Source organism: Maricaulis sp. (genome assembly GCF_048268525.1).
In the GTDB taxonomy this organism is placed as follows: domain Bacteria; phylum Pseudomonadota; class Alphaproteobacteria; order Caulobacterales; family Maricaulaceae; genus Maricaulis.
The window spans coordinates 86,616-113,350 of sequence record NZ_JBLWVH010000004.1; the positions used below are offsets into that span (position 1 = coordinate 86,616).

33 protein-coding genes are annotated in these 26,735 nt (G+C 64.0%); 23 read left to right on the forward strand and 10 right to left on the reverse strand.

Features of this window, described 5'->3' with window-relative positions:
- Positions 1 to 2: 2 nt before the first annotated feature.
- The 8 genes from ACN0X9_RS03520 (at position 3) to ACN0X9_RS03555 (ending at position 7,323) form a co-directional block, all read left to right on the forward strand.
- Positions 3 to 1,091, forward strand: coding sequence for an acyl-CoA dehydrogenase family protein (locus ACN0X9_RS03520; protein ID WP_417486254.1), 1,089 nt, complete (start codon positions 3 to 5; stop codon positions 1,089 to 1,091).
- A 138-nt stretch (positions 1,092 to 1,229) separates the two neighbouring features.
- Entirely contained in the window at positions 1,230 to 3,872 is a 2,643-nt protein-coding gene (locus ACN0X9_RS03525) for an ATP-binding protein (protein ID WP_417486255.1), read from the forward strand.
- Positions 3,869 to 4,321 carry a response regulator gene (locus ACN0X9_RS03530; RefSeq protein WP_417486256.1) on the forward strand — a complete coding sequence of 151 codons (453 nt, stop codon included), beginning with the start codon at positions 3,869 to 3,871 and terminating at the stop codon, positions 4,319 to 4,321. Before ACN0X9_RS03525 ends, ACN0X9_RS03530 begins: the two co-directional genes overlap by 4 nt.
- A 73-nt stretch (positions 4,322 to 4,394) precedes the next feature.
- Positions 4,395 to 4,973 carry a tetratricopeptide repeat protein gene (locus ACN0X9_RS03535; RefSeq protein ID WP_417486257.1) on the forward strand — a complete coding sequence of 193 codons (579 nt, stop codon included), beginning with the start codon at positions 4,395 to 4,397 and terminating at the stop codon, positions 4,971 to 4,973.
- A gap of 3 nt (positions 4,974 to 4,976) precedes the next feature.
- Positions 4,977 to 5,933, forward strand: a complete 957-nt coding sequence (locus ACN0X9_RS03540) for an alpha/beta fold hydrolase (protein WP_417486258.1) — start codon at positions 4,977 to 4,979, stop codon at positions 5,931 to 5,933.
- Between the two features lie 91 nt (positions 5,934 to 6,024).
- Positions 6,025 to 6,309 carry a DUF2312 domain-containing protein gene (locus ACN0X9_RS03545; RefSeq protein WP_323761841.1) on the forward strand — a complete coding sequence of 95 codons (285 nt, stop codon included), beginning with the start codon at positions 6,025 to 6,027 and terminating at the stop codon, positions 6,307 to 6,309.
- A 26-nt stretch (positions 6,310 to 6,335) separates the two neighbouring features.
- Entirely contained in the window at positions 6,336 to 6,803 is a 468-nt protein-coding gene (locus ACN0X9_RS03550) for a hypothetical protein (RefSeq protein WP_417486259.1), read from the forward strand.
- Positions 6,804 to 6,891: 88 nt separating this feature from the next.
- Entirely contained in the window at positions 6,892 to 7,323 is a 432-nt protein-coding gene (locus ACN0X9_RS03555; RefSeq protein WP_417486260.1) for a hypothetical protein, read from the forward strand.
- A 146-nt stretch (positions 7,324 to 7,469) separates the two neighbouring features.
- Here ACN0X9_RS03555 and ACN0X9_RS03560 read toward each other — a convergent pair whose 3' ends face one another.
- On the reverse strand, positions 7,470 to 8,933 hold the full coding sequence (locus ACN0X9_RS03560) for a sigma-54-dependent transcriptional regulator (protein ID WP_417486261.1): 1,464 nt from the start codon (positions 8,931 to 8,933) through the stop codon (positions 7,470 to 7,472).
- Positions 8,934 to 9,108: 175 nt separating this feature from the next.
- Here ACN0X9_RS03560 and ACN0X9_RS03565 point away from each other — a divergent pair, with 175 nt between their 5' ends.
- Together ACN0X9_RS03565 and ACN0X9_RS03570 are read left to right on the forward strand one after the other, a co-directional pair.
- Positions 9,109 to 9,960: a CPBP family intramembrane glutamic endopeptidase gene (locus tag ACN0X9_RS03565; protein WP_417486262.1), complete on the forward strand. Its 852-nt coding sequence runs from the start codon at positions 9,109 to 9,111 to the stop codon at positions 9,958 to 9,960.
- Positions 9,961 to 9,991: 31 nt separating this feature from the next.
- Positions 9,992 to 10,939, forward strand: coding sequence for an alpha/beta fold hydrolase (locus ACN0X9_RS03570; protein ID WP_417486263.1), 948 nt, complete (start codon positions 9,992 to 9,994; stop codon positions 10,937 to 10,939).
- 27 nt (positions 10,940 to 10,966) lie between these two features.
- Here the strand turns inward: ACN0X9_RS03570 and ACN0X9_RS03575 are convergent, their stop codons facing one another.
- From ACN0X9_RS03575 to ACN0X9_RS03590, 4 genes are read right to left on the reverse strand one after another with little or no spacing between them, the layout of a single operon-like run.
- Positions 10,967 to 11,224 (reverse strand): hypothetical protein, encoded by a 258-nt coding sequence (locus tag ACN0X9_RS03575; RefSeq protein WP_417486264.1) that lies wholly within the window; start codon positions 11,222 to 11,224, stop codon positions 10,967 to 10,969.
- A gap of 50 nt (positions 11,225 to 11,274) precedes the next feature.
- A complete protein-coding gene (locus ACN0X9_RS03580; protein ID WP_417486265.1) occupies positions 11,275 to 11,877 on the reverse strand; it encodes a response regulator transcription factor in 603 nt (200 codons plus the stop codon).
- Positions 11,870 to 12,961: a sensor histidine kinase gene (locus ACN0X9_RS03585; RefSeq protein ID WP_417486266.1), complete on the reverse strand. Its 1,092-nt coding sequence runs from the start codon at positions 12,959 to 12,961 to the stop codon at positions 11,870 to 11,872. Before ACN0X9_RS03585 ends, ACN0X9_RS03580 begins: the two co-directional genes overlap by 8 nt.
- A 14-nt stretch (positions 12,962 to 12,975) precedes the next feature.
- On the reverse strand, positions 12,976 to 13,548 hold the full coding sequence (locus tag ACN0X9_RS03590; protein WP_417486267.1) for a DUF7010 family protein: 573 nt from the start codon (positions 13,546 to 13,548) through the stop codon (positions 12,976 to 12,978).
- 184 nt (positions 13,549 to 13,732) lie between these two features.
- Between ACN0X9_RS03590 and ACN0X9_RS03595 the strand changes: the two genes are divergently transcribed.
- The 8 genes from ACN0X9_RS03595 (at position 13,733) to ACN0X9_RS03630 (ending at position 18,838) form a co-directional block, all read left to right on the forward strand.
- Positions 13,733 to 14,038, forward strand: a complete 306-nt coding sequence (locus tag ACN0X9_RS03595; protein WP_417486268.1) for an aa3-type cytochrome c oxidase subunit IV — start codon at positions 13,733 to 13,735, stop codon at positions 14,036 to 14,038.
- 128 nt (positions 14,039 to 14,166) lie between these two features.
- Positions 14,167 to 15,297 carry a Re/Si-specific NAD(P)(+) transhydrogenase subunit alpha gene (locus tag ACN0X9_RS03600; protein WP_417486269.1) on the forward strand — a complete coding sequence of 377 codons (1,131 nt, stop codon included), beginning with the start codon at positions 14,167 to 14,169 and terminating at the stop codon, positions 15,295 to 15,297.
- Positions 15,294 to 15,707 carry a hypothetical protein gene (locus ACN0X9_RS03605; protein ID WP_417486270.1) on the forward strand — a complete coding sequence of 138 codons (414 nt, stop codon included), beginning with the start codon at positions 15,294 to 15,296 and terminating at the stop codon, positions 15,705 to 15,707. Before ACN0X9_RS03600 ends, ACN0X9_RS03605 begins: the two co-directional genes overlap by 4 nt.
- On the forward strand, positions 15,694 to 16,038 hold the full coding sequence (locus tag ACN0X9_RS03610) for a proton-translocating transhydrogenase family protein (protein ID WP_417486271.1): 345 nt from the start codon (positions 15,694 to 15,696) through the stop codon (positions 16,036 to 16,038). Before ACN0X9_RS03605 ends, ACN0X9_RS03610 begins: the two co-directional genes overlap by 14 nt.
- Positions 16,035 to 16,616, forward strand: a complete 582-nt coding sequence (locus ACN0X9_RS03615) for a hypothetical protein (RefSeq protein WP_417486272.1) — start codon at positions 16,035 to 16,037, stop codon at positions 16,614 to 16,616. The genes ACN0X9_RS03610 and ACN0X9_RS03615 overlap by 4 nt, the downstream gene beginning before the upstream one ends.
- A 25-nt stretch (positions 16,617 to 16,641) precedes the next feature.
- Complete coding sequence (locus ACN0X9_RS03620) at positions 16,642 to 18,045, forward strand: NAD(P)(+) transhydrogenase (Re/Si-specific) subunit beta (RefSeq protein WP_417486273.1); 1,404 nt, start codon at positions 16,642 to 16,644, stop codon at positions 18,043 to 18,045.
- A gap of 24 nt (positions 18,046 to 18,069) precedes the next feature.
- The gene (locus ACN0X9_RS03625) at positions 18,070 to 18,501 is read left to right on the forward strand and encodes a DUF3995 domain-containing protein (protein WP_417486274.1); all 432 of its coding nucleotides are present in this window, start codon (positions 18,070 to 18,072) and stop codon (positions 18,499 to 18,501) included.
- Positions 18,502 to 18,550: 49 nt separating this feature from the next.
- Entirely contained in the window at positions 18,551 to 18,838 is a 288-nt protein-coding gene (locus ACN0X9_RS03630; protein ID WP_417486275.1) for a hypothetical protein, read from the forward strand.
- Positions 18,839 to 19,028: 190 nt separating this feature from the next.
- Here the strand turns inward: ACN0X9_RS03630 and ACN0X9_RS03635 are convergent, their stop codons facing one another.
- Positions 19,029 to 19,649: a class I SAM-dependent methyltransferase gene (locus ACN0X9_RS03635; RefSeq protein WP_417486276.1), complete on the reverse strand. Its 621-nt coding sequence runs from the start codon at positions 19,647 to 19,649 to the stop codon at positions 19,029 to 19,031.
- Positions 19,650 to 19,771: 122 nt separating this feature from the next.
- On the opposite strand from ACN0X9_RS03635, the gene ACN0X9_RS03640 reads away from it, so the two are divergent.
- Positions 19,772 to 20,326 (forward strand): DUF4269 domain-containing protein, encoded by a 555-nt coding sequence (locus ACN0X9_RS03640; RefSeq protein ID WP_417486277.1) that lies wholly within the window; start codon positions 19,772 to 19,774, stop codon positions 20,324 to 20,326.
- Here the strand turns inward: ACN0X9_RS03640 and ACN0X9_RS03645 are convergent.
- Together ACN0X9_RS03645 and ACN0X9_RS03650 are read right to left on the reverse strand one after the other, a co-directional pair.
- Positions 20,323 to 21,066 (reverse strand): 2OG-Fe(II) oxygenase, encoded by a 744-nt coding sequence (locus tag ACN0X9_RS03645; protein ID WP_417486278.1) that lies wholly within the window; start codon positions 21,064 to 21,066, stop codon positions 20,323 to 20,325. The genes ACN0X9_RS03640 and ACN0X9_RS03645 overlap by 4 nt on opposite strands.
- A 76-nt stretch (positions 21,067 to 21,142) precedes the next feature.
- On the reverse strand, positions 21,143 to 21,466 hold the full coding sequence (locus ACN0X9_RS03650) for a TraR/DksA family transcriptional regulator (RefSeq protein ID WP_417486279.1): 324 nt from the start codon (positions 21,464 to 21,466) through the stop codon (positions 21,143 to 21,145).
- A gap of 105 nt (positions 21,467 to 21,571) precedes the next feature.
- Between ACN0X9_RS03650 and ACN0X9_RS03655 the strand changes: the two genes are divergently transcribed.
- From ACN0X9_RS03655 to ACN0X9_RS03665, 3 genes are all read left to right on the forward strand, one after another.
- Positions 21,572 to 22,069, forward strand: a complete 498-nt coding sequence (locus ACN0X9_RS03655; protein WP_417486280.1) for a DinB family protein — start codon at positions 21,572 to 21,574, stop codon at positions 22,067 to 22,069.
- 93 nt (positions 22,070 to 22,162) lie between these two features.
- Positions 22,163 to 23,110: an ABC transporter ATP-binding protein gene (locus ACN0X9_RS03660; RefSeq protein ID WP_417486281.1), complete on the forward strand. Its 948-nt coding sequence runs from the start codon at positions 22,163 to 22,165 to the stop codon at positions 23,108 to 23,110.
- Positions 23,110 to 24,510, forward strand: a complete 1,401-nt coding sequence (locus ACN0X9_RS03665) for an ABC transporter permease (protein WP_417486282.1) — start codon at positions 23,110 to 23,112, stop codon at positions 24,508 to 24,510. The genes ACN0X9_RS03660 and ACN0X9_RS03665 overlap by 1 nt, the downstream gene beginning before the upstream one ends.
- A gap of 345 nt (positions 24,511 to 24,855) precedes the next feature.
- Here the strand turns inward: ACN0X9_RS03665 and rpsU are convergent, their stop codons facing one another.
- Positions 24,856 to 25,134 (reverse strand): 30S ribosomal protein S21, encoded by a 279-nt coding sequence (gene rpsU, locus ACN0X9_RS03670; protein ID WP_011644492.1) that lies wholly within the window; start codon positions 25,132 to 25,134, stop codon positions 24,856 to 24,858.
- A gap of 76 nt (positions 25,135 to 25,210) precedes the next feature.
- Between rpsU and ACN0X9_RS03675 the strand changes: the two genes are divergently transcribed.
- Positions 25,211 to 25,924, forward strand: coding sequence for a COQ9 family protein (locus ACN0X9_RS03675; RefSeq protein WP_417486283.1), 714 nt, complete (start codon positions 25,211 to 25,213; stop codon positions 25,922 to 25,924).
- Here the strand turns inward: ACN0X9_RS03675 and ACN0X9_RS03680 are convergent.
- A complete protein-coding gene (locus ACN0X9_RS03680; protein WP_417486284.1) occupies positions 25,921 to 26,700 on the reverse strand; it encodes a metallophosphoesterase in 780 nt (259 codons plus the stop codon). The two genes, ACN0X9_RS03675 and ACN0X9_RS03680, sit on opposite strands and share 4 nt — an antisense overlap.
- Positions 26,701 to 26,735 lie beyond the last annotated feature (35 nt).

Below are 26,735 nucleotides of genomic sequence, written 5' to 3' on the forward strand. Positions count from 1 at the left end.
TCATGGATTTCACGCCGACTGAAGATCGCCGCATGATCGGTGATAGCCTGCGTCGCTATCTGGCCGAGCAGTACCCGATCGAGCATCGCAACAAGGTCGCCTATGAGGGCGTCTTCCACGACCCGGCCAAATGGGCCGAGCTGGCCGAGCTGGGGATTCTCGGCGCGCTGGTGTCCGAGGATGATGGCGGATTTGGCGGTGCCGGTTTCGACATCACCACCGTGTTCGAGGAAATGGGCCGCGCGATCTGTCCCGAGCCCATGCTGGGCAACCTCATGGCATTGCGCCTCTACGCCGCCCATGGCCAGGCCGAGCGCATCGAGGCCATCATTGCCGGTGCCGAAAAAGCGGCCTTCGCCTTCGACGAAAGCGATGCCTTTGGCGATCTGGACGAGATCGCGGTCAAGGCAGAGAGCGACACGCTGACCGGTCGCAAGACAGTCGTCTATGGTGGCAATAGCGCCGACTACCTGCTCATCGCCGCCAAATCGGCAAGCGGTGCGCTCGGCCTCTACGAGGTCGCTGCCAGCGACGCCGAAGTCCTGCCCTATGCCATGATCGATGGCGCCGGCGCTGCCGAGGTCATTCTCGACAAGACCCGGGCCCGCTGTATCGCTGACGATGCCCGTGCCGCCATCGAGGCCGCACTGGACGCCGGCCGGGTTGCGCTGTGCGCGGAAGCCGTCGGGGCAATGGATGTCCTCAAGGTGATGACCAAGGACTACCTGATGCAGCGCCAGCAATTCGGTCGCCCGATTGCCCTCTTCCAGGCCCTGCAGCACCGCTTGGTCGATTTTTCCATCGAGATCGAACAGGCCCGCTCGATCACCATCCATGCCGCTGCAAAGCTGGATGCCGATGACCCCAAGGCCCGCGCCCTGGCCGTTGCCCAGGCCAAAAACCTGATTGGCCGTGCCGGCAAGCTGGTCGCCGAAGAAGCCGTGCAGATGCATGGCGGTATCGGCATGACCTGGGAATATGCCGGCTCGCACTATGCCAAACGCCTGATCATGATCGATCACCAGCTGGGCGATACCGAAGACCAATTGCGCACGGCGATGAGCCTCTCGGACATTTCCGAACCGGCCTGATCCGACAGTCGGCGGGTCGGTTACTGCGCCGGCCCGCCGACCAACTATCTCGCAAACATTTGTCGGAACGACAGAATTGCGCTTCAATCGACGCTCGGGACGACTTTCCGGCGTCGACGGGCGGGAGCCATTGCGCGCATGCGTGATCTCAGGGCGAATGCGGTCATTCTGATCGCTTATCTGCTGGCGGGTATCGGGTCACTCCTGATGGCAATTCCGCCCGGATTTCTCGCGCCGATCTGGTTTCCTGGCGCCATTGGCCTTTCTGCCGTTCTGCTGATCGGCCATCGTGCCCTGCCGGCGATCTTCATCGGCACCGTCCTGCTCACACTGCCCTACGGGCTGTTCATTCTTGAAGCCGGGACGGTCAGCTCGCTGGCCGGGAGTTTCGGGCTCGCGGTCGCCGCTGCGCTGCAGGCCGTCATCGCCAAACGCCTGGTCCAACCCGGCCCGGTCAGCGCAATGCCGCTCGAAACCGGCGCCGAACTGGCCCGGCTGGTCGTGTTCGGGGCGATAGTCGCCAGCATGTGCGGTGCCGCCCTGGCAGCTGGCTGGCTGACAATCGGCGGTTTCGCACCTCCGAACCTCGATTTCTGGACCGCCTTCGCAAGGAATTGGACCGGCAATGCGGTCGGCGCCGCAGCGGTCAGCCCCATCATCCTGTTGCTGCTGGCAAAAGACCGGGTCAGCCGTCGGCGCAAACGCAATGTGGCCCTGGTCTTTGTCATTCTCGCCGTGATCAGCCTTGTGACCTTTGTGGCAACCCGTGTCCACGCGCTCGAGGAGCGCAGGGAGAGCTTCGCGGCCTTGATCGCGGAAGATCACATTGCCCTGCAGGAGCGGATCAATAGTGCCCGCCGGCGTCTGGAGTCGCTGCACGCCTTGTTTGCCGCCTCCGAAACGGTTACCGCCGAGGAATTCGCCACCTATGTCGATATAGCGTTCAGCCAGTTTGACAGCACATCCTCGGTCCACTGGCTGGTCGTTGACGAGGCCGGCAGACGCCCGGAGCATGCCCTTCTGGACCCGCCGGGCGCGTTGAGGCCGGATCCGGGTCGCGGCATCCTGATCGCCTCGGACCGGCGAATCATCACGGACCACTATTTCGATGGTCTGCCCGAGCTGGTCGATACGGCCTTGCTGACGGGCCTGTTGTCCGCCACGCCCCTTTATGGCGCGGGTGATGAAGCGTGGATCGGGCTGGCACTGCCGGCTTTCAGTGATCGCGCGAGCCCGGCCACGCAGACCGACAGGCGACGGCAGCTGCAGGGTCTCGCCGTCGGGACCTTCCGGATCGAGGCAATCATCTCCCGAGCTTTCGCCCACGAAGGCACGGTTTACGATTTCCGCGTCAGCGGGTCGGACCCGAACGGGGACTATTCCTGGAGTCATGGTGGTTTCGACACCGACACTCCGCTGGCAGCCACGCTTGCCCTGCCGATCGGGGGGCAGATCTGGCAGATCGAATACGCCGCAACCGACCTGTTTCTGGCCAGGGAGCAGGACTGGGTGTCGTGGGCGGTGATCGTGGTCGGTTTCACATTCATCACCATGCTCAACGCGCTGGCCTTGCTGTCCACCGCCCGCACAGATCTGGTCCAGCGCCTGGTGGAAGAGAAATCGGCGGAAGCCCTCACCCTGTCGAACAACCTGTCCCTGGTGCTGGAACACGCGGCGGACGCTATCCTGAGTCTGGACGGCGACGGTCGGGGCGTACTGGTCAACCCGGCGGCCGCCAAACTGCTCGGCTATGAGCTTGATGAGCTGACCGGTGAAATCGTCCATGACATCATCCACCCGGTCGACATGCAGGGCCAACCGCACACCCGGGTCGACTGTCCGGTCTTCCAGACCAGCCCCGTCGTGTCGGGACAAAACAATATTGAACGCTTCCGTCGCAAGGATGGCAGCGACTTCTTCGCCGAGTATTCGACCGAAATCATCGAAGCCCCGGACGGCAGCCCCGTCGGCGCTGTGACCGTCCTGCGCGACATCACCGCCCGGATGGAAGTGGAAGCGGATCGCGAGCGCTTCATAGAACAGCTGACCCGCGCAAATGAGGAGCTTGAACGATTTGCCTTCGCGGCCAGCCATGACCTTCAGGAACCGCTGCGCCTGATCTCCAACTTCACCGGACTTCTGGCCAGCCGGCATGGCGACAAGCTGGACGAAAACGGCCTCACCTATCTGCGCCACACCCTCGACGCGACGGCGCGCATGCAGGCATTGATCACCGACCTGCTCGCCTATGGTCGCCTGAACTCGGACGCCGACGTCATGAATTCCGATGTCGACCTCAACACCCTGGTTTCCAGCACCCTCGACACGCTGGGACCAGCCGTGCAAGCGGCGCGGGATCATGTCGAGGTCGGATCGTTACCGATTGTCCGCGGCAACCCTGCGAGGCTGGGCCAGCTATTGCAGAACCTGATCGGCAACGCCGTGAAATTCCAGCCCCCCGGCCAACAGGCCGAGGTCCGTATTTCGGCCCGGGAAATGGACGCGACCTGGGAAATTGAAATCGCCGACAACGGAATTGGAATCCGGCAGGACTATCGGGAACAGATATTCAAACCGTTCAAACGACTTCATTCACCAGACGCCTATCCCGGCAGCGGATTGGGCCTCGCCATCTGTCGAAAAATTGTGGCATCGCATGGAGGCGTGCTAACGGTATTGGACAATGACCCAGCCGGAAGCATCTTCCGCTTCACCCTGCCGAAAGTCCGCCCGGCAACGCCCGGCGACATCGCACCTGCATCGGGAACCCCTGCCTCATGAACCTGCCTCGTGCCGCCAACATCCTGCTAGTGGAAGACAATTCCGGCGACGAATTCCTGGTGCGTGATGCTTTCGGACGCGGCCGGGCACGACACCAGTTGGAGGTCGCCCGCGACGGGGAAGCCGCCCTGGATCGGTTGCGCGGGCTCGGCGAGCATTCCGAGAAGCAGGCGCCGGACCTCATCCTGCTGGATCTGAACCTGCCGAAGATCGATGGGCGTGACGTGCTGAAAACCGTCAAGAGCGACGCGACCCTTGCCAGTATTCCTGTTCTCGTCCTGACCACGTCCTCCGCACATTCCGATGTCACGGGGTGTTACTCGCTGCATGCCAACGCCTACCTCACCAAGCCGTTTGACGCGCTTGGCTATGAGGAAATCGTCGAGGCGGTGGAGAATTTCTGGTTCGCGACCGCGGTCCTGCCGCCACACGAGCAGGCCCGGCGCTGAGTTCGGCTTAAATCTCGTCCACTATGTGGACTGACCATCTGGACGCGGACGGAAGGCCGTCTATGGTTCTGGCATGACAGCCCTTCTCCTATCCGGCCTCCTCCTGCTGACCGGCGTACAGGACGCGCCGCCTGCCGATGTGCAACTGGCGCCCCAGGTCGAATTCCAGACGCCGGAGGAACGCCTCGCCGAGCGGCTGGATGCGCTCGCCAGAGCCAGCCAGCAAGACGCGCCGCCATTGATTGATGAAATCCACGCCCTGTGGGCCCATTCCGGCAGCGACACGGTATCATTGCTGATGGACCGCGGTCGCTTGGCTGAACAGGCCGAAAACACCGATATCGCGGCCCGCATGTACGATCATGTGACCCAGCTTGCTCCGGAGTTCGCAGAAGGTTGGCTCGCCGCCGGGCGCATGGCCGCCCAAGCCGAGGACTGGGGCTACGCGCTGGAAACACTGAATACCGCGCTGACCCTGGAGCCGCGTCGCTACGACGCCTATCTGACGATTGCCCGCCTCCTGGAACGGGCCAATGAACTTGATGCTGCGCTGGAAGCCTATCAGGACGCACTGGAAATCTTTCCGGCCCACCCTGGTGCCATCGAGGCGCGGGACCGGCTGCTAGCCCTGCAGGCCGGCCGGGCGCTCTGACCGGTGTCGCCTTTCCTGACGCTTCTTGCTGTCGTGATCACCGGCTTGCTCGGACTGACCGGCCTCGCGGTCTGGCGCGCGCAACGGATCATCGCCCGGATCGAAAGCCGTTTCCCGCCGAGCGCCGACTTCGTCACAGTCAACGGGACCCGCCTTCATCTCCGCCAGACGGGCCCGGCCACCGGGCCGGCCATTCTTGTGCTGCACGGGGCGGCATCCAACCTGGAGGAACCCTATCTCGCGCTGTCGGGCGTTTTGTCCGACGAGCGCGTCATCTGGCTCGACCGCCCCGGGCTGGGCTGGAGCGACCGTCCCGCCGGCGACTGGAATCCGGAACGCGAGGCGAGTCTGATCGCCGACCTGCTCGACACGCTGGATACCGGCCCGGTCACCGTGATCGGACATTCCTGGGGCGGAGCGATCACACTGCGACTGGCGTTGGACCATCCCGGACATGTCGCCGGGATCGTGTTGGTCGCGCCGGCCCTGTCGGCCTGGATCGGCGATGCTGCCTGGTTCAACGCCGCCAGTTTCTGGCCGGTCCTGGGTCCGTTGATCACCTGGCTGATTGTACCGCTGACCGGTGAGCGTCAGGCCGCCAGTGGCGCGGTCAAAGCCTTTCATCCCGAGCCGATGCCGGATGGGTATATTGAGGCATCGGCACTTCCCCTGCTGTTGCGGCCACGCAGCTGGCAGGCCAATTCGCGCGACATGATGCAGGTCAACCATCATCTCGACGCCCAGGACGGGCTTTACGGGACGATCACCCAGCCGACCGTGATTCTCGCCGGCAAGGCGGACACGGTCCTGTGGTCGCACCGCCATGGCGGCATGGCCGCCCAGCGCATGCCGCGTGCGAGCCTGCGCTGGATCCCCGGAGCCGGCCACAACCTCCACCACCATCATCCCGCCGCCGTGCATGATGCCGTGGCTCAAGTGCGTCGGCAGGCGGCGGAGTAGCAACCAATTGCCGCGTTGACTGGCCCAACCGCTTGAGGCTGACGGGGGCTGGAACTAGTCTCCCGCTCCGTCCACCTGAAAGGCTTCCCCCATGGCATTCATTGATCCCGCGAACGAGACCCACAGCGACCAGTCCGACGCCATCGGCGGCGCGGCGCGCGAGCAGCTGAAGGCCTTCGTGGCCCGCATCGAACGGCTTGAGGAAGACAAGGCCAATGTCATGGCCGACATGAAGGAAGTTTACGCCGAAGCGAAATCCTCCGGCTATGACACCAAGATCCTTCGCAAGGTGATCGCCCTGCGCAAGATCGACCGCCATGAGCGCCAGGAAGCCGAAGCGTTGCTGGAACTGTATCTCGGCGCCGTCGAGGGCTAGACTGGCGGCCTCACCCGGAGGCTCGCTTGGTTCGCAAGATCGACGAGAAGAAAACACGGCGCGCCTTGCGGCGGCTCGAACGGGCCCGCAAGGCCGCCGAGGATTCCGGTATCGAGACCCCGGACCTGTCCGAATGGGAAGGCGAATTCCTCGGTTCGCTGGAAGAACGACTGGAGAAATTCGGTTCCGCCTTCAATGACCCCGACAAGGGCAATACCGACGACGCCCTGTCGGCTCGCCAGGCGCTGAAGCTCCGCGAAATCGAGAAGAAGGCCAAGGGCAAGGCCCGCAAGCCGATGTCGCGTGGCAATGGCTTCAAGCGCAAGGACGACCGTCCGAGACCGCGCAGTCGCGACATCCATGACGATATTGACAGTCCGCAAGAAACCCCCGCCGCTTCACCGTCTTCGCCGCGTCAGGACCGCCCTGCGCCGGAAACATTGCGCGCCGGTTTCCGGGTGATTCCGGGCGGTGGCGGTTCGTCCGACGATTAGCAATTCGTTCAGGGTTAACCCGACTTCCACGCGCACGCCGCCCGGCGCGCGCCTATCCTGTGCCTCTGATTTGAACAGGATGGACGCGATGTTTCAGGATGTAGATGTGTTTGGCCATCACGAGCAGGCGCTCTTCGACGCGCTCGACACCGCCTCACGCGAGGGCCTGGCCACAGCAGAGGGGCGGGCGGCCTTTGCCGACGGCATGACCGCACTGGACCGCCTGGTCGACGACCGCGAGACGCGCCTCTACACGCCGCTTGCCGCTGACCCGCTGACCCGTGACTATGTCACCCGGCTCGACGGCCAGATCCACGGACTAAGCAGCCGGATCGACATCCTGCGCCTGCATATCGAGCTGGGCCTGATGGCGGACAATGACACCGACACGAATCTCGACACATCCCTCCACCGGCTGGTCCGGCAATTGCGCGCCCGCTTCCGCCGCGAGGCGACCCTGCTGCCGGTCTATGCCGGATGGCTGGACCGGACCGCCGACCGCCTCGCCGCCGCTGGCTGAATGAGGGCGGGCAGTGTTTGCCCGCCTTCCCCATTGCCTCGATCTGACATGAAAACGGGCCGGCGCGCATGGCAGCGCCGGCCCGTGCCGTCCCCCGCCCCGCAGGGCAGGCCTCCTCCCGTGGCGGGGAGGCTTTTTTCGTTTGATCAGCCGGCGGCGCGGACGCCGTCCACATCCAGCTCGTACTCGCGGACCTTGCGATACAGCGTCGAGCGGCCGACTCCCAGACGTCGAGCGACTTCACTCATACGTCCGGCATAGGTCTCGATCGCGAACTCGATCAGATCGCGCTCGATGTCCTCGAGCGAACGCAGATGCCCGCCCTCGTCCATGATATCGACCGGGCCCAGATCATCGGCAGCCGCGCTGTCGCCAGCTGCCGCCACCTGGGCGATCCCGGACAATGCTCCGGTATCCGGCATCTCGCCGATCTGTGGCGTCAGGCCGGAGATCTGGGGGAAGTCTTCCGGCTTCAGATGGTCATCATCCGACAGGACAACGGCGCGGAAGACCGCATTCTCCAACTGACGGACATTGCCCGGCCAGTCATAGGTCGACAGCAGCGCATGGGTCTCCGGTGCCGCGTCCTGGATCGATTTGTTTTCCTGGGCGTTGAACCGGCCGATGAAATGGCGGACCAGGGCCGGAATGTCATCCTTGCGCGAGCGCAGGGATGGCACCTCGATCGGAAACACGTTGAGGCGATAGAACAGGTCTTCGCGGAAGGCCCCTGCCGCGACCTGCTCGGCCAGGTCACGATTGGTCGCCGAGATGATGCGGACATTGACCTTCACGGGGCGCTTGCCACCGACCGGGTCGACCTCGCCTTCCTGGAGGGCGCGCAGCAGCTTGACCTGCATGTCCAGCGGCAGTTCGCCGATCTCGTCAAGGAACAGGGTGCCGCCATCGGCCTCCTGGAACTTGCCCATATGCTTGCCGACGGCGCCGGTGAAGGCCCCCTTCTCATGGCCGAACAGGGTCGACTCGACGAGGTTTTCCGGGATCGCCCCGCAGTTCACGGCGACGAACGGACCACCGGCACGCTTGGACGCAGCCATGATCGATCCGGCGACCAGCTCCTTGCCGACGCCGCTTTCGCCCGTGATCAGGATCGGAATATCGGACTGTGCAGCGCGCTCACCCAGACGCACCACCTGCCGCATCGTCGGCGCACCGGCGATCATGTCAGCAAAGCCCAGCGTGCCTTCGGCCTTGCGGCTGAGACGCTTCACTTCACCCGACAGGTTCTGCACCTTGAGCGCGTTGCGGATCGACACCGTGATGCGTTCCGGGCTGGCCGGCTTCACGAAGAAGTCGGCGGCTCCGGCGCGCATGGCTGCCACAACGGTCTCGATACCACCGCTTGCCGTCAGGACAATGACCGGGAGGTCCGGCTGTTTGCGTTTGACCGCCTCCAGCGTTTCCATCCCGTCCATGCCCGGCATGATCAGGTCCAGCAACATGACATCCACCCCTGGTGATGCCACGCGCTCGAGCGCCGCCTCGCCGCTTTCCGCGGTCTCGGCCCGATACCCCTGCTTCTCGATCACCGCCTGAAGGAGGCGGCGTTGCGTCGGATCGTCATCCACGATCAGAACTGATTTCACCATCACCCACGCCTTTTCGGTCGCATTGTTATTTCGCCGGGCCTTTTGGCCTCACCGCTCTTTCAAGCGGGGCGTCTATGCGAACCGTTATGGGACACTTGTCTAAATTTGACGTTTAAGAGACGGCAACGAGCGGTTAAGCATAAGGCTCAAGACCTGCTTAACGTTCGGAACGGGAGTGGCATTCGCCAACGACATGGCTGTCTCGCAAGGATCACAGACCCGCTGGCCATTTGCGCGCCATGACGTCTTCGCCGGACTGGCAGAGCCTCACCGCATGCGCGTGATCCGGTCCCTGCCGGGCATGATCGTCTGGCCGGCCATGATGTTCGCCCTGATCTATGGCGCGCAACTGGCAACCATTATCGGCTGGGCCATGGCCGGTGGACCGGCAACCGGCCTGAACGAGGGCGGCGCAACATTCCTTGGCATCATCCTCGGGTATGCCGGCCTGGCGGTTGTCATGTGGGTCTGGATGAAGCGCTACAAGGTGCACCGGCCGGTATTCAGCATTTTTCCCCTGCGTTTCACCGATTTTGTCGCGGCGGCGCTGACCATCATCTTCATGGTATTTATCGCCAGCCCGCTGACACTCAGCTTCCACGAATTCGCGATGAGCAACCCCGACATGACCCTGTCCGGCGGTGCCTCGCGGGACGACCTGTCCAATGTTGATGACTTTGCGGGAGCCGGGGCCAGCCTGTGGCTGGTCATCGGCCTGACCCTGATAGCCGCGCCGATCGTCGAGGAAATCCTGTTTCGCGGCTGGATGCTGCCGATGATGATGGCGCGCGGTGTGCCGGCATTTTTCGCGATCATCATTTCGGCACTGGCCTTCGGCCTCGTCCACATCACCCAGGGCCTGCTGGTCATGACATCGACCTTCTTCCTGGCCCTGGCGCTGGGCGCGGCCCGGGTGTGGACCGGACGGCTGGCGGCACCGATCCTCGGACATGTCGCCAATAATGCATGGGCCGTATTCGCCGTTCCCTATCTGATATCCCTCGCTCCCGCGACCGGCGGCAATTGACGGCGCCGCCCCCCGGGGCTAGCGCTAGCTGATGAGCCAAAAAGCCGCGTCCTCCCCCCGCCCGCCTGCCCCGCTTGTCCAGTTCAATGGTGACCGTCCGCCGTCACCCGACTGGTTTGTCAAAGCTCTCGCCGTTGCGACCGATACCGGATCCGTAACCGTCGAGGGCGCCACCATCTGCTGGAAGGCCTGGGGCACACGCGGTGCACCCGGTCTGATCCTTGTTCATGGCGGGGTCGCCCACAAGGACTGGTGGGACAGTATCGCGCCCTTCCTCGCCGACACCCGCCGCGTCGTCGCGCTTGACCTCTCGGGCATGGGCGACAGCGATCACCGCGACCGCTACCGCATGGAGACCTATGCGCTGGAAGTCCTCGCGGCCGGCGAAGACGGCGGCGCGTTCGAAGCGGGCAAGCCCTTCGTCGTCGGTCATTCATTCGGCGGTTTCGTATCGCTGGCCACAGCCATGGAGCATGGCGAGCGCCTCGCGGGCATCGCGGTTCTCGACAGCCCGATCCGGCCCAGCGAGGAACAGCGTCGCTCCTCCCCGCCCTCACGCGGCGGCATGATCTACAACGCCTTCGAAGCCGCCCTGGCGCGCTTTCGCCTGTTGCCGGAACAGGACTGCGACAACGCCTTCCTGCTTGACCACATTGCCCGGCAATCGCTGAAACCTGTCACCCGTCCTGATGGAACATCCGGCTGGACCTGGAAGTTCGATCCGAAACTCTGGGACAAGCTGGACTATAACCGCCCGCCACCGGCCGATATCGTCGGCGCACTGAAGACACGCATCGCGTTGTTCCGTGGCGCCAAGTCGCGCCTGGTGACCGACGAAGTCTGGGGCTTCATGCGGGAGACGTTCGGGCCGGAGACCACCATGGTCTCGATCCCGCAGGCCGAGCACCACCTGATCCTCGATCAACCGATTGCAGTCGCTGCCGCGCTGGAAGTGTTGACCGGTCCGGGCTGGGGTTGAACGAACCTGTAGCCCGACCGCACGGCCTCAGTGCTCGGGGTGACGCCGGATTTCCTGTGCCACATCATCAGGCAGCTCGTCCGGCGGCGGTGTGGTTGCCTTGCGGAAACCCGAAACGACAGCCGCAATCACCACCAGGGCGATCCAGACGCCGGCGACCTTCAGTCCGATCGGCCAAAGATGGTCGAACTCGAGCGCCCCGAAATTGAGATATTCCCGCCCGGCCAGGCCGACAAAGACCAACAGGGCAATGGCACCGGACCAAAGGGCAAAGGGAATTCGCATGCGACGCTCCGAACTGGTTGCAGCACGGCCAGTCTAGGACAGGCGGATTCCTACAACCACCCCTTTTGTCGGGCAATACGGGCCGCTTCGATCCGGTTGCTCGCGCCCAGCTTGCCGATGGCGCTGTGCAGGTAATTGCGCACCGTGCCGCGGGCCAGGCCAGACGCCTCGGCGATGGCATTGCTGTCGAGGCCGGCCTCCGCCAGCCGCAACAGACGGCGCTCGGCATCGCTCAGCGGATCGGCCTCGTCCCAGGCGCGGGCGGCCAGCTCCGGCGCGATCACCCGCTCACCGGCGGCGACGCGGCGGATGGCGCCGGCCAGATCGGCCGACGGCCCGTCCTTGAGCACGAAGCCGGCAACGCCCGCCTCCATCGCCCGACGCAGATAGCCGGGACGGTCGAAAGTGGTGACGATCAGGACGCGGGTGGCCATCTCCTCGCGGCGCATCAGGGCGGCCAGTTCGAGCCCGGTCATGTCCGGCATCTCGATATCGGTCAGCAACACATCGGGCTTGTGGCGACGCACCAGCTCGTGCGCTTCGCGGCCATTGGCAGCGAGGCCGACCACCGCAATGTCGCTTTCCAGACCCAGCAGGGTCGACAGCGCGTCACGCAGCAGCGTCTGGTCCTCGGCGATCACCACCTCAATCATGACCACCTCCGGCCCAGGGCAGCGACGCCTCGACACAGCTTCCCGAGCCCGACGGGCCCGGCCCGACACGCAAGGCTCCGTGCAGCGACCTCAAACGGGCATCCAGCCCCGACAGTCCGCCGCCAGCGGGATTCGCCCCACCGACACCATCGTCAATAATGTCGAGACAGGCATGGGCACCATCACGGCGAAAGGTCAGCAAAACAGATCCGGCTTCGGCATGACGCAGGATATTGGTGACCGCCTCGCGCACGACCATGGCCAGAGCCGTTGAGGCGTCCGCGGGAAGTCCGCCAGTCTGGTCAGCACCGCTCACCCGGGCAGTGACGCCGGCATCGCGCAAGCGCTGGACAGCATCGGCCAGGGCGTCGGCCAGTGACCGGCCGCGCAGGCCGATCACGGCCTCACGCACTTCGGCGAGGGCATCGCGGGAAATGGTCTGGATCGCCTGCAATTCGGCCTTCGCCCGGTCCTGGTCCTGATCGATGAGCTTTTCGGCGATCTCGGCCTTCAGCGTGACGACCGAGAGTGTGTGTCCCAGGAGGTCATGCAGGTCACGGGCGATACGCTGACGCTCGGCCTCGGCTGCCGCATGGGCGGCTCGGGCCTGGGTCTGGCTGGCCTGCGCGGCCTGGCGCTCATTGCGGGCTGCAATGGCGGAACCGCCGGCGGCCATCGCGACGAGACCCAGAAATCCTAACGCCATCAGTGGTGTCGGCGCGAACATCATCATCGCGGCGGCACCGGATACCGATACCGCGGCGAGGGCCGCCCAGACCGGCGCCGTGAAACGCAGCCGCCCCAGCATGGCGGCGGCGAAGACCAGGTAGACGCCGCCCCCCGGGGTCTGCGGCAGGAGGACCAAGCCGAGCAACACGGCCACAAGGGCGGCGGGATAGACCGTCCAGTCGAGCCGACGCATCGCAAAGATGTAGACCGCGATAAAACCGGCCATCGCCGCCAGCGAGACCGCTGCCTCGACCGGTTCGGGTGGCGCGTAAAACCACCCGAAGAAGAACATGCCCAGATAGAGGAGATGGATCCAGGGCCGGTTCGGCGATGTCAGCTCGCGCACGGTGATCACGGTCTTCGCCTTCCTCAGCCCGGCATCGCCAGCATGCGGCGAAAGCGGTTCGACTCCCAAGAAAGCCCGGCAGCGGCGAGAAGGTAAAGCCCGCTGACCACCATCGGGATGGCGACAAGGCTGATCTCGGGCAGGCCGAAGAAGATCGCCGTCACCGCCGCAACCCTTACAATGGCGTGGATGAGGCAGACCCGGCTGGCATAACCCCAGCCAATAATCGGCCAATGCAGCGCCATGCCGATGGCGAGGGTCAGGGGGGCCGCCTGCGGCGCGGTCCAGATGACGATCATGTGGACAGGCCAAAGCAAGTTGATGGCAACAATGGCGGCGGTCGTGACCCCCGACAAGGGCGACTTGGCCTTCATGAAGGGAGACTTGAACATACCCTGCAGGAGAACGCCGAGCGGGAAGATCGCACCGGAGAACATGGCGGCCGTGTAGGCCCATTGGGTCGGCTCCATGTAGAGGCCCGCAATGGCGAGGCCGGCCCAGTATACAGCGCCTGCAACGGGCAGCGACACGCCACCGCCGGCAGCCGCACTGTAGCGGCGGCGCTCATTGAGGAATTGGGTTGAAAGGTCGGTCATGCCTGGGCTCCTTGCCTGTCTTGTCTGCCAGCACATTGGCCCGGCCCCGGCGACGACGGCAGTAGCAGGCGTCACCGATCGGACATGACAGGTGTCACCTGCGGCATATGGCGCTGGCATCTTGGCGGGACATTCAACGCGTGCTATCCGCTCGAAATCCAGTTTTGACGGAGGCACGCAACCGATGGCGTCTGATTATGTTCGTGGCGAAATGAATATCGCCTCCCAGAAATCCACGTTTGACGGTTTCATCGCGGTCACCGTCTGGGGCAGCCTGCTGACCATCGTCACCGTGCTCTACCTCACCCTGGCCTTTGCCGTGGGTATGGACTGGATGGTTTCGCTGATCGCCACCGCGATTGTCGGCGGCGTGCTCGGCCTGGCGCTGGGCATGAAGACGTCCTGGTATGTCACCGTGGGTGGCCTTTTCGTCTTCGGCCTTGTCTGTGGCGGCCTCGTTCAATTGTTCGGTATGGCGTTCGGCGGCTGATTTCCTCGCCGGATCTTCGCACTGCACAATTCTTCCCGACTTCGGTCTAGAAATATCCCGGAGGGGCCTTCCCCTCACGGGAGAATTCGCGCATCCTCGCCGCATCAAGCCAAAAGCGGCGGGACGAAATGCGAATTGCCATTCTGAAAGAACGACATGCGGGCGAGACCCGCGTGGCTGCCACCCCTGAAACCGTCAAGAAGTTCGTGGCCGCCGGCCACGAGGTTGCCATCGAGAAAGGCGCCGGACTGACCGCCGCCGTCACCGATGAGGCCTTTGCCGACGCAGGTGCGAAAGTCGGCACCGCAGCCGCAACACTCAAGGGCGCCGATGCGCTGTTCGCGGTACGCAGCCCGGACGAGGCCACGCTGGCCAAGCTGAAGGGTGTTCTGCTGGTCTCCCATCTCAGCCCGCACGGCAATACCAAGATGGCAGAAGGCCTGGCCAAGGCCGGGATTGACGCGCTCGCCATGGAATTCGTGCCGCGCATCACCCGCGCGCAAGCCATGGACGCCCTGTCCTCACAAGCCAATCTCGCCGGCTATCGCGCCGTGATCGAAGCTGCGGAACTTTATGGCCGCGCCTTCCCGATGATGATGACGGCGGCCGGTACGGTTGCCCCAGCCAAATCCTTCGTGATGGGGGTCGGCGTCGCCGGCCTGCAGGCGATCGCCACGGCGCGCCGCCTCGGTGCCATTGTCACCGCTACCGATGTCCGCCCGGCGGTAAAGGAACAGGTCGCCTCGCTGGGCGCGAAATTCATCGCCGTCGAGGATGACGAATTCAAACAGGCTGAGACCGCCGGTGGTTACGCCAAGCAGATGTCACCGGAATACCAGGCCAAACAGGCCGAGCTGGTGGCCAGCCATATCGCCAAGCAGGACATTGTGATCACCACCGCCCTGATCCCGGGCCGCCCGGCCCCGACCCTGGTCACGAAAGCCATGGTCGAGACCATGAAGCCGGGTTCGGTGATCATCGATCTCGCCGCCCCCAATGGCGGCAATTGCGAACTGACCAAGGTCGACGAGGTCGTCGAGCACAAGGGCGTCAAGATCGCCGGCTATGGCAATCTTGCCGGCCGCCTCGCCGCCGACGCCTCGGCGCTTTATGCCAAAAACCTCGCCAATCTCCTGCCGCTCCTCGTCAATGAAGAGAACGGCCTCGCCCCGCACTGGGATGATGAAGTTATCCAGGGCATGGCGCTGACCAGGGACGGCGAAGTCGTGCATCCGACGCTGGTGAAGGAAAGCGCGTGACGCCCAATTATAGCCTTCTGATTGCGCTTGTTGCCATCTCAACTTTTGTCTCTGCGGCAATGTTGGGGCTCGTTTACGCGCCTGGATGGACTCTGCTGATCGCTACCCTTTTTTTGGTCTTGTTCGGGATATGCGGGTGGCGCTATGCGGAAAAACCTGATCGCTTTCCCTCGGTTCCAACGCTGACACCTCGGAAGCGGGCAGCCGCTTTTACAAGCCTTGTGGCGGCGCTGTTGCTCCCAGTTCACCTCTACCCGGTGACTCTCGTGTTCGTTGCTCATGTGGACGACTGGTCGGATTGGGCCGCGATCCCGCTCATCGTGGCCTTTAGCCTGATATTGGGCGTTGGGTTAGGCCAACTATTCCAACCGAAAACCAACAACAATGGAGCCACCTATGGAAGCCGTTGATCCCGTCATCTTCCGCCTGGCGATTTTCGTCCTGGCGGTTTTCGTGGGCTATTACGTCGTCTGGTCGGTGACCCCGGCCCTGCACACACCGCTGATGGCCGTTACCAATGCCATCTCCTCGGTCATCATCGTGGGCGCCCTTCTGGCCGCCACGGCGACCGCGACCGGTGGCGGTGATGCTGCAGCGACGGCCGAAGCCGCCGGCGGTGCCGGCTTCTCGCGCGGGCTGGGCTTTGTCGCCATCATCCTCGCCAGCGTGAACATATTCGGCGGCTTCCTGGTCACCCAGCGCATGCTCGCCATGTACAAGAAGAAGGAGCGTCAGCCATGATGAAGCCGCTGATACTCCTGTCTGTCCTTGCTGCCGGCATTTCGGGCGCCGAAGCCCAGAACCAGCCACAACCCCAGACCCGGACAGCTTTGCCGACCCTGCGCAATCCGGCCATCCTCCGGCGCCAAGCGGTGCAGGGGGAAGAGCCGGACGACGATGAGCAGGCGGACGGCTCTGGCTCGACGACCATCGATCGGCGAACACTTGAGCTTTACCAGGAGGCACAAGAAGCCGAACGGCGCCGCAACGCTCTGCCCCGACCTCGCTTTTATGACGTCGAGTGCGGCAACGTCACCGAATTGCAATTGGACGTGATGGAACTCCGCATCACCTGCGATCGCTATGATCCCTACGGGCAGAATTACTACATCCTCTGGCTCGACGTCGCCGATCTTCCACCGCAGGACAGTGGCGGAAACGAGATTCGCCACTGGCGGGCCGAGCGCCTGATCGAGGCCGTCAATATCAGCCGCAACGATCCCAATGCCCATTTAACGCTACGGATCGGCCCCCTGGATATGCGAAGCGGATCCACGATCCGCGACCTCAGCGGCTACACGATCCGCTACTCCGACTAACCGCCACAACTCGCAAGAGAGCGCCATGTCTGCAAATCTCGCCGCACTGCTCTACCTCGCCTCGGGGATCCTGTTCATCTTCGCGCTGCGGGGCCTGTCCAATCCGGAAACCGCGCGCCAGGGCAATTTCTTCGGCATGGCCGGCATGGCCATCGCCATTGTCACCACGCTGCTGGCGGTCAATCTGGACGGGGCCTCGATTGCCCTGATCATTGGCGGTGTGATGATCGGTGGCGGGATCGGGGCGATCATCGCCCGCCGCATCCCGATGACTGCCATGCCGCAACTGGTTGCCGCCTTCCACTCGCTGGTCGGACTGGCTGCCGTGCTGGTCGCCGCCGCGGCGCTGTTTGCCCCGGAAGCCTTCCACATTGCCGACGCGATGGGCGGGTTGAAACCCCTCTCCCTGTTCGAGCTGTCGGTCGGCTCGGCCATCGGAGCCATCACCTTCTCCGGCTCGGTGATCGCCTTTGCCAAACTGAACGGCAACATGTCCGGCGCGCCTATCCTGCTACCCGCCCGTCACCTGATCAATATCGCCATCGGCGCCTTCATCGTCATCATGGTGGCCTTCCTGATGGCCTCGGGCGGTGACGCCAAGACGGCCTTCTGGCTGATCACCCTGGCCGCCTTCGTGCTCGGCGTGACCCTGATCATCCCGATCGGCGGCGCCGACATGCCGGTCGTGGTGTCGATGCTGAACTCCTATTCCGGCTGGGCTGCCGCGGCGCTCGGCTTCACGCTGGAGAACACCGCCCTCTTGGTCACCGGCGCACTGGTCGGCTCGTCTGGCGCAATCCTGTCCTACATCATGTGCAAGGGCATGAACCGCTCCTTCATTTCGGTCATCCTGGGCGGGTTCGGCGAGAGCGGCGACGCCGCGGCTGCCGCCGGTCCGCAAGGCAATGCCAAGCAGGGCTCGGCCGAGGACGCGGCCTTCGTGATGAAGAATGCCGGCAAGGTCATCATCGTGCCGGGCTATGGCATGGCCGTCGCCCAGGCCCAGCACGCCCTGCGCGAAATGGGCGACATGCTCAAGGCCGAAGGCGTCGACGTCGCCTATGCCATCCATCCGGTCGCCGGACGGATGCCCGGCCACATGAATGTCCTGCTGGCCGAAGCCAATGTCCCCTATGACGAGGTGTTCGAGCTGGAGGACATCAATTCCGACTTCTCCAATGCCGACGTGGCCTTCGTGATCGGCGCCAATGACGTCACCAACCCCGCTGCCGAGGACGATCCCGGCTCGCCGATCTATGGCATGCCGGTGCTGCAGGTCTGGAAGGCGCGCACCGTCTTCTTCATCAAGCGCTCGCTGGGCTCCGGCTATGCCGGCGTCGAAAACCCGCTCTTCTTCCGCGACAACACGATGATGCTGCTGGGCGATGCGAAGAAGATGACGGAGAGCATTTTGAAGGCGCTGGACTAGGGTGGACTACGGGTGCTGTCGATATTGAGACCGTTTACCGTCGGGGTCGTCACCGCCTTTGCCTTGGTCGCCCTCGCCTTGATCCATGCCTACTGGGCGTTTGGCGGGCTATGGCCGGCACAATCCGAACCCGCTCTCGTCAACACGGTTGTGGGGATCACGCACGCGCAGACCATGCCGCCACGCCTGATCACCCTCACCGTTGCCGCTGCTCTGTTCGCCGCCGGCGGTCTGGCATTCGTGCGTGGTATCCTGGGGTGGAAGGCCGTCATACTGGTCCGACTGCCGCTTGCCGGCCTCGCAATCCTCTTCGCGATACGGGGCGTGATGGCCTACATGCCCGGCCCGCTCGCCAACGCCACCGAACCATTCGCCCAGTTGAACCTGTACGCCTACTCGCCCGGCATCCTTGTACTCTCGCTCGCCTTTGCCTATCTGGCGACAAGTCGGCGCTGACTGTGACGCAGTCAGCCGAGGTTCATCACTGAGCATGCAGGGTCATGACATGCTCGCCGAACTCGCCCTCGCCCTTGCAGGCCCCATCGCTGACGACTGCACCTTCAACGGCATCCCGCTTCATGGTGATGTCGAGATCGTGGACAGCTTCCCGGATATCCGGGTTCAGGTCGTCACCAGCTTTCCCGACCTCAAGGTCAAGGCCGTCACATCGTTCGCGGATGATTGCGGGGAGTGGGAATTCGTCGACAGCTTCCCGGACTTCACAATCCAGTTCGTGACCAGCTTCCCGGATATCAAGATCGAATACGTGTCGAGTTTTCCCGGGATGCCGTGAGGGGCTGGGTCGGGCACTCTCCATTTAGTCGTCATCCCACGGTCGCAGCACCGCCGCAATCCGGGGGCCCCCGTCCACCCTGTCGACAGAGACGCAAAGGTCCCCCGGATGCCCGCTTCGCGGTCCCCGTGGGAAGACGATGTTGATTGGTTGAGACGTTGCAAGGATGGAGACAAGGACCCAGCGGCCCTCACCGCACCCCCGCCAGACCCCGATAGATATAGCCGGCAAATTTCGGCGTCCGCGGCTCGTAATTCGCTTCCAGCCGATCAATGCGGAAGCCGCCTGCCTCGATCAGGCGGTCCATCGGGCGGGTCAGGTGACAGCCTCCTCCGGTGATCTTCCAGACCGGTTCCAGACGCAGCTGCCATTTTACCACACTCTCATCCGGTGCCAGACCATGCTCCATGAAGACAAGGCGACCGTCGGGTTTGAGCACGCGTCGCATCTCGGCGAGGGCGGCTTGATAGTCGGGGATTGTACACAGGGTGAAGGCCAGCAGGACCGTGTCGATCGATTTGTCCTCGACCGGCAGGGCCTCGCCGGGCGCGTCGATCAGTTCGACCGGGATGGACTGGGCGTCAATCGCCCGCCGCGCCTTGGTTCGCATGCCCTTGGACGGCTCGGCCCCGATGATCTGGCTGACCCGGCTCGCGTCGTAATAGGGCAGGTTCGGTCCCGACCCCATACCGACTTCGAGCACCCGGCCACTGGCTTCCGGCACCATGATCTTGCGGTGGTTGGCGACCGGTTTGCTGCCGCAGGCACAGGCAATGAGATTGGGCAGGATGCGCTCGCTGTAAAACCCCATGCGGGACCTCCTCAGGTGACCCCAAACACTCGCCCCAACGCCTGTGCCTGTCCATGCACGAAGATGTCAGACCGATCCGGCCCGCATTGACAGCCGCCGGGCCGTGCGCGAAACGGCGAGGCATGACCGAAACCATCCTGCCCTGTTCGCAAGCCCGCCAGATCATGTCGCGCCACGGCCTGATGCGGCGACTGGCAGCATTCACGCCGCGCTGGGTCGGCTCCATACCGCTCAACATTCACGGACCGGGGGCGGATATCGACATTGCCTGCTGCGCGACGGATGGACTGCCAGCGTTCAAAGCGGCGCTGATCGAGTTCAGCGCCAAATGGCCGGGCGCGACCGTCAGAGACAACCAGCATGCCGGCGAAGCCTCGATCATCGCCAGGCTGGAGATCGAGGGTGTCCCGGTGGAGATTTTCGGCCGCGAACGTCCGGTCGAGACCCATGAGAGCTATGTCCATTGGCTGGCCGAACACCGCCTGCTCGGGCTCGCCGAGGACCGGCTGCGGGTGGACGTGCGCCAAGCCAAGGCGAGCGGGTTGAAGACCGAGCCGGCCTTCGCCCGCTGTCTCGACCTGGGCGGCGACCCGTTTGTCGAATTGCTCAAGCTCGCCTCGCCCGGCGACGACGCTTTGCGGACCCTGATCAGCCGAGCCGGTTACGCGCCGCGCTAGCTGGCCCGGCTGACCGGTCCCGGATCATCCCCGGTCCGCAACCAGCCGGTGACTGACACTCGATGCGCCGCGACACCCGCCGTCACCGGCGTGACCTGGTGCGGTTGCGGAACCTTGAACAGGGACAGAGTATTACCGCGCGGGACAAAGCGCCCGGTGACATCACCCAGTGCTGTTTCGAACTGGAGCACGCCGCCCCATTTCTCCTGCCAGCCCTCGCTCAGTGTCAGGACGAAGGCTGCGACCCGGTTCTTGCCCGGATTGCCATCATCATGCGTGGTCAGGAAATGCCCGGCGCGATAGCGCGTCAGCTGGGCGTCGGCAAAGCTGATCTCCGGCGCCTCAAGGATCTGTCGCATCGGATCCAGGAAGTCGGCGCTGTTGAGGGCGGTGTAGAGGTCGGCCAGTACAGGCGCCTCATCGGCCAGCACACCGCCATGCCATTTGTCGTAAAGCGGATAGGTCTCGTAGAGATATTGAAAGCCCTCCGCCGCGCCCGCCTGGACTCGGCGATCAAATTCGGCCCGCTGCGCCGCTGGCATCGCGTCCATGGCCGCGGCGTCCAGATCAAGATGACGACCGCCGAGGCGGGTGACCAATGTCCAGCGCGGCACGGCATCCACCGCCTGCAGCAGGTCCGCATGGGCGTCGGCAGCCAGCGCCTGTGGCAGCTGGCAGCGCGTCGCCTGCCCCAGCGCATCATGGGCTTGTGCGAGCGTTTGCGTGGACAGATCGAACATTCAGGCCGTCTCCTTCGCGGGCAGTGTCCCAGAAGGTTGCGCCGGATTGAAGTGACCGATCAGCAATTCGTCCGGCTCAGGCGCAGCCGGCGCAGCGTGGAACGGCGGGGTCCAGCGCCAGGCGGGCGGGCTCGATGACCTCGCCGCACTCCACGCACCAGCCATAATCATCCTCGTCGACCCGGGCCAGGGCCGCGTCAATCCGGCGAACCTCGACCGCGCGGCGGGCATTGGCGGCCTTGGCCATTTCCTGAACCTGCATTGAATCGAGCCGCGACAGGCGCCCCACGGATTGCTGGTCGAGTTCGACCGGCTTGCGGTCGTCACGCGCGGCATCTGACAGGTCAAGCAATTCCTGGCGCAGGGCCATCAGCTTGGTTCGGGCGTCTTCACTGCTCATGCGTGTTCACCCTTGTGTGCTTTTGCAACACGGGCAGTATCGGCCTGAACCTGACCGGCGGCCAGCCGATTGAACATCAGTCTTGCAGCGAGCGGAGTCCCAGCCATGCGCGACCATTTTCTTCAACTCGCCGACTACAATGCCTGGGCCAACCGGCGTATCTATGCCGCCGCGCGGGATGTGGGCGAGGAAGCCCGAAGCCGCGATATCGGAGCCTATTTCAACTCGCTGCAGGGCACACTGGCCCATATCCTCGTCGCCGACCGCCTGTGGCTGGCCCGTCTGATGTCGCAGCCCGCGCCGCATGCAAGCCTCGATGAGACGCCGACGGCGGACTTTGAAGCCCTGTGGACCGCGCGGCAGGAGCAGGACGACGCTACACGCGGCTTCATCTCCGGCCTGACCGACACCGCCATCGCCGAGGACTTCAGCTACAAGGACATGTCGGGCACGGATCGCACCCTGCCCCGCCGGATCATTCTCACCCACATGTTCAACCACGCCACCCATCACCGCGGGCAGGCGCATCATCAACTGACCCAGCTGGGCCTCGCAGACCCGCCACCTCTCGACCTGCCCTATTTCGTGCTCGACCTGGTCTGATCCAGCCGTTGGGGGGACGCCGCACTGCCCAATGCCGGTAGCCTCGCGCCACCGCTCTGATTAGGCTCCGCCGGATATATGACAGGGGGCATCATGTCCGAGACCATTCTCGAACTTTCCAACGTATCGAAGACCTTCGCTGGCAAACCGGCTGTGCGCGACGTCAGTTTTGGCGTCCAGCGCGGTCGGATCACCGGCTTTCTCGGTCCCAATGGCGCCGGCAAGACGACCAGCCTGCGCATGTCACTGGGCATTCTCACCCCCGACAGCGGCTCGGTCAGCCTGTTCGGCGGCAAGCCGCGACCGGCGGCCCTCGACCGGGTCGGCTTCCTGCCGGAAGAGCGCGGCATTTACCGCAAGATGAAGGTGATCGACGTGATCACCTTCTTTGCCCGCCTAAAGGGTGTCGGTGCGGCCGAGGCCCGCAAGCGCGGCCTTGCCATGCTGGAAGAGTTTGAGCTGCCCGGCGTCGCCGAGAGCAAGGTGAAAACCCTGTCCAAGGGCATGGCCCAGAAGGTCCAGATCATCTCGACCCTGGTCCACGAGCCGGAGTTCATCATCCTCGACGAGCCTTTCTCGGGCCTCGACCCGGTCAACCAGAATGCGCTGGAACAGATTGTCCGCCGCCAGGCCGAGGCCGGACGGACCGTCCTGTTCTCGACTCATGTCATGGAACATGCCGAGCGCCTGTGTGACCAGATCGTGCTGGTCGCCAAGGGCCGCAAGGTCTTCGATGGCAGCGTCAAGGAAGCGCTGGGCGAGGTTCCGCGCCGGGTGACCGTCGAGGCCGCGTCTGACCATGACCTGTCTCAGCTACTTGCCGGCAAGGGTGAAATTGCCCGCGGCGAACCCGTCGACGGCAATGCGGTCTGGACGATCGATCTCGCCAGCGGCATCGACGCCCAGGACGTGCTGAAGGCCTGCGTCGATGGCGGCGTGAAACTGGCCCGCTTCGAGCCGGTGCGCGCGCACCTCCACGACGCCTTCGTCCATCTCGTCGGCGCCAGCGCCACTGCCAACGCCGAAACGGAGGCCGTGTGATGCGCGCCATCTATCTCATCGCTCGCCGCGAGTTCCTCTCCTATGTCGCCACCTGGGGCTTTTGGCTGTCGCTCGCCTCGGTGCCGATGTTCATGGCGCTGGGCATCGGCATGCCGATCCTGATCGAGAACTCCCAGCCGACTCGCTATTACGTCCTCGTCGACGAGACCGGTGGTTCGCTGGAAGCGGCCATCGAGGCAGAAGCCGAAGCCAGTCGCGCCGAAGCGCTGATACGGACGCGGGAAATGGCCCGCGACATGTTCGGCGACAACCCGCAGATCGAAGCCGCACTGGCCTCGCAACCGCAATTGTCGGACGAACGCTATGTCCGCGTTGATGTCGGCCAGACCGAGCTTGACGCCCTGCGCCCCTATCTCACCAACAACGCAACGTTTACCGCCGCCGACGGAGAACACAGCTTGTTCGCTGCAATCTACCTGCGACGCGGTGCCGATAGCGCGATCGAGATCGATTATTGGAGCGCCAATATCTCGGACGGCGGTCTTCGCTCTCAGATTCGGACTTCACTGCGAAACCACATGCAGACCCAGTATCTCATTGATGCCGGCGTCAACCCGCAGCTGATCGAAACGGCCGAAGACCTGTCGCCCGTTGTCCGCGAACTCAATCCAGAACGAACCGGCGACACCGCCGAGGTAACGGCTGCCGAGCGCATCCCGCTCGTTGTCAGCGCGATGACCGCATTTGGCCTTTGGGTCATCATTTTCTCTGTTGTCAACATGCTGTTGAGCGCCATGATCGAAGAGAAGGGCAACAAGATCCTGGAAATGATGCTGGCTTCGACCCGGCATCATGAAATCCTGACCGGCAAGCTGCTCGGCGTCGCGGCGGTTTCAGCGACTTTGCTGGTTGTCTGGGGCGGTATGGGCCTGCTGGGAACGGTGGGCGTGCAGCAGCTTGCAGCCTCCACCGACATGCCGATAGCCGAGATCCTCGCCGCCGTCCTTGACCCCGGCCTGTTACTTCCGGCGCTGGGCTATTTCATCATCGGTTATCTGATGTACGGCGCAGTGTTCCTGGCCATCGGCTCGCTCTGTGAAACCCTGCAGGACGCCCAGACCCTGATGACCCCGATGATGCTGGTCATGATGGTCCCGATCTTCCTGGTGATGCTGGCGGTCGACTCGCCGGATTCCCCTGTCGTGGCGATTGCCAGCTGGGTGCCGCTATGGACGCCCTTCATCATGCTGGCGCGCCTGCCGCACGAAGTCGGCATGGTCGAAGTCGTTGGCACAACGGCCGCAATGATCGCCTTTGCCGCCTTCGTGATCTGGGTGTCCGGCGTCCTGTTCCGCATGGGTGCGCTCAACCAGGCCAACCAGGATACCGTGAAGGGCTGGTTCAGCCTTGGCGGCAAGAAGAAGCCGACCGAGGGCTGAGCCAGCCAATCCGGCCGCCCTTCGGGGCGGTCGGGTTTGCCCGGGACGCGAATGAACGGGGACACGTACCGTTTTTCGCGAGCGCCCCTCTACCCCCGCGCCTTTGGCGCAATCCCCACCCTAAACCGCTTGCCGGGAGACCGTCGTATCCGGGTCTTCAGGTCAAGGGCGCCCGGGTCACAGGCGATCTACCGACGGCCAGGGTTCGGCCGCCCAACCGGGAAGAAGGGCGCAAGGTCCGAATGGTTCAACATCCCGGGGCCATCTGAATCCCGGGCAAAAGGAAACCGCCGTGCCCGAGCGGACACGACGGTTTCACTTTACTCGCAATGAGGCCTGGCGACCCTAGCGGCGGGTGGTACCACCACGCTTGGCGATAAGCCCTTCGCGCTGCGCCCGCTTGCGGGCCAGCTTGCGCGCACGGCGAATGGCTTCAGCCTTCTGGCGAGCCTTTTTCTCCGAGGGCTTCTCGTAATGGTTACGACGCTTCATTTCGCGGAAAGTACCTTCCCGCTGCATCTTCTTTTTCAGCGCGCGGAGCGCTTGCTCCACGTTATTGTCGCGCACAACGATCTGTACGATGGCTCTCTCTCCATTAGGTTGGACGCGAGGGCCATTCCTCACGCCACTAGTTCGCCAGAGGCGGGGCTACTAGCAGGCCTGCGACCACGTGTCCACACTGTCAGCACACACGGGCGAGGTGACGAAGTCACTGCACTGGTCTAGACAGTTCGACATGATGGAAGCCGAAACCCTGCCCCGCTCCGTGAAGGATAGCACACGCGACGCGCTTTTAGAGTCGATTCTACCGTTGGCGGCCTTTGATGGCTGGACCAATGACAGTTTCGACCAGGCCGTCACCGATGCCGGCATCGATCGGGGTCAGGCCCTGCTGGCCTGCCCGCGCGGTGCGCTCGACCTGATCGTGCGCTGGTCAAGGCAGCTCGACCTCGCCGTGGTGGCCGCCGTCCGCGATGCCGATATCAGGGCGATGAAGATCCGCGAACGGGTCCGATTCGGGGTCATGGCCCGTCTGGAAGCCATCGGACCGCACGAAGAAGCCGCCCGTCGCGCCCGCGCCCGCCTGATGCTACCGGATGCCGCCAGCGAGGCCCCGCAGCTGCTGTGGGCCACCGCCGACACGATCTGGCGCGCCATCGGCGACACCTCGACCGATGTGAACTTCTATTCCAAGCGCACCATACTGGCCGGTGTCTATGGCTCGACCCTGTCGACCTGGCTGAACGAGGCCGATCTGGAAAAGACCGAGGCCCAGGCCTTCCTCGACCGCCGCATCCAGAATGTGATGGATTTCGAGAAGACCAAGGCCAATATCGCCAAGCTCACCGCCGACCTGCCCGACCTCGCCGGCCTGCTCGGCAAGCTGCGCCACGGACCGGGCCCGCGGGTCTAGCGATCGTCCTGCGACCAGCGCGGTGAGTGGAACCAGGTGTCGTGTGCCGGGACCTGGACATAGTCCCGCTCGGGCCAGCGCAGGGCTGTGAGGTGGCCGCCAAAGACACAGCCGGTATCGATGCAGAGCACATTGTTTCGCTCGCGCACCTGCGGCTCGGCGACATGGCCATGCACGACCGTCGGCTCACCGGCATAATTGCGCGCCCAGTCACGGCGGATCGGCAGGCCATGCTCGTCACGATCACCCGTCACCTCGCCATACATGGCAAAGGCGCGCACGCGGCGACTGTCCTCGCCATGCATGTCCGAGGGAACACCGGCATGGGCGACTATCAGAGCACCACCATCGAGGATCAGATGATGCGGTAATGACTCGATGAAACCCGCCATCTCACGGTGAAACGCGTCCGGCTCGGCAGACATCTGTTCGATGGTCTCTTCGATCCCGTGCGTGATCTTCACATCACGGCCCGCCAGCCAGCGCCGGAATTTGTCGTCATGATTGCCGACCACGCAATAACCGCGACCGCCAGTGACGGTCGCGTGCACGGTCCGCAGCACGCCGGGACTGTCGGGCCCGCGATCAACGAGATCACCGAGAAAGACCGGCCGGCGGCCTTCGGGATGGTGCCAGTCATGCACATCGCGCCGGTCATAGCCCAGCTGTTCGAGCAAGCTCACCAGCTCGCCGAAACAACCATGAACATCGCCAATCAGGTCGAACGGGCCGCGGTCATGGATAAAGGCGCGCGGGTCGGGGGGCGTCCGGATCATGCCCTTAACATAAGGGGTCCGTCGGCCATTGGAAG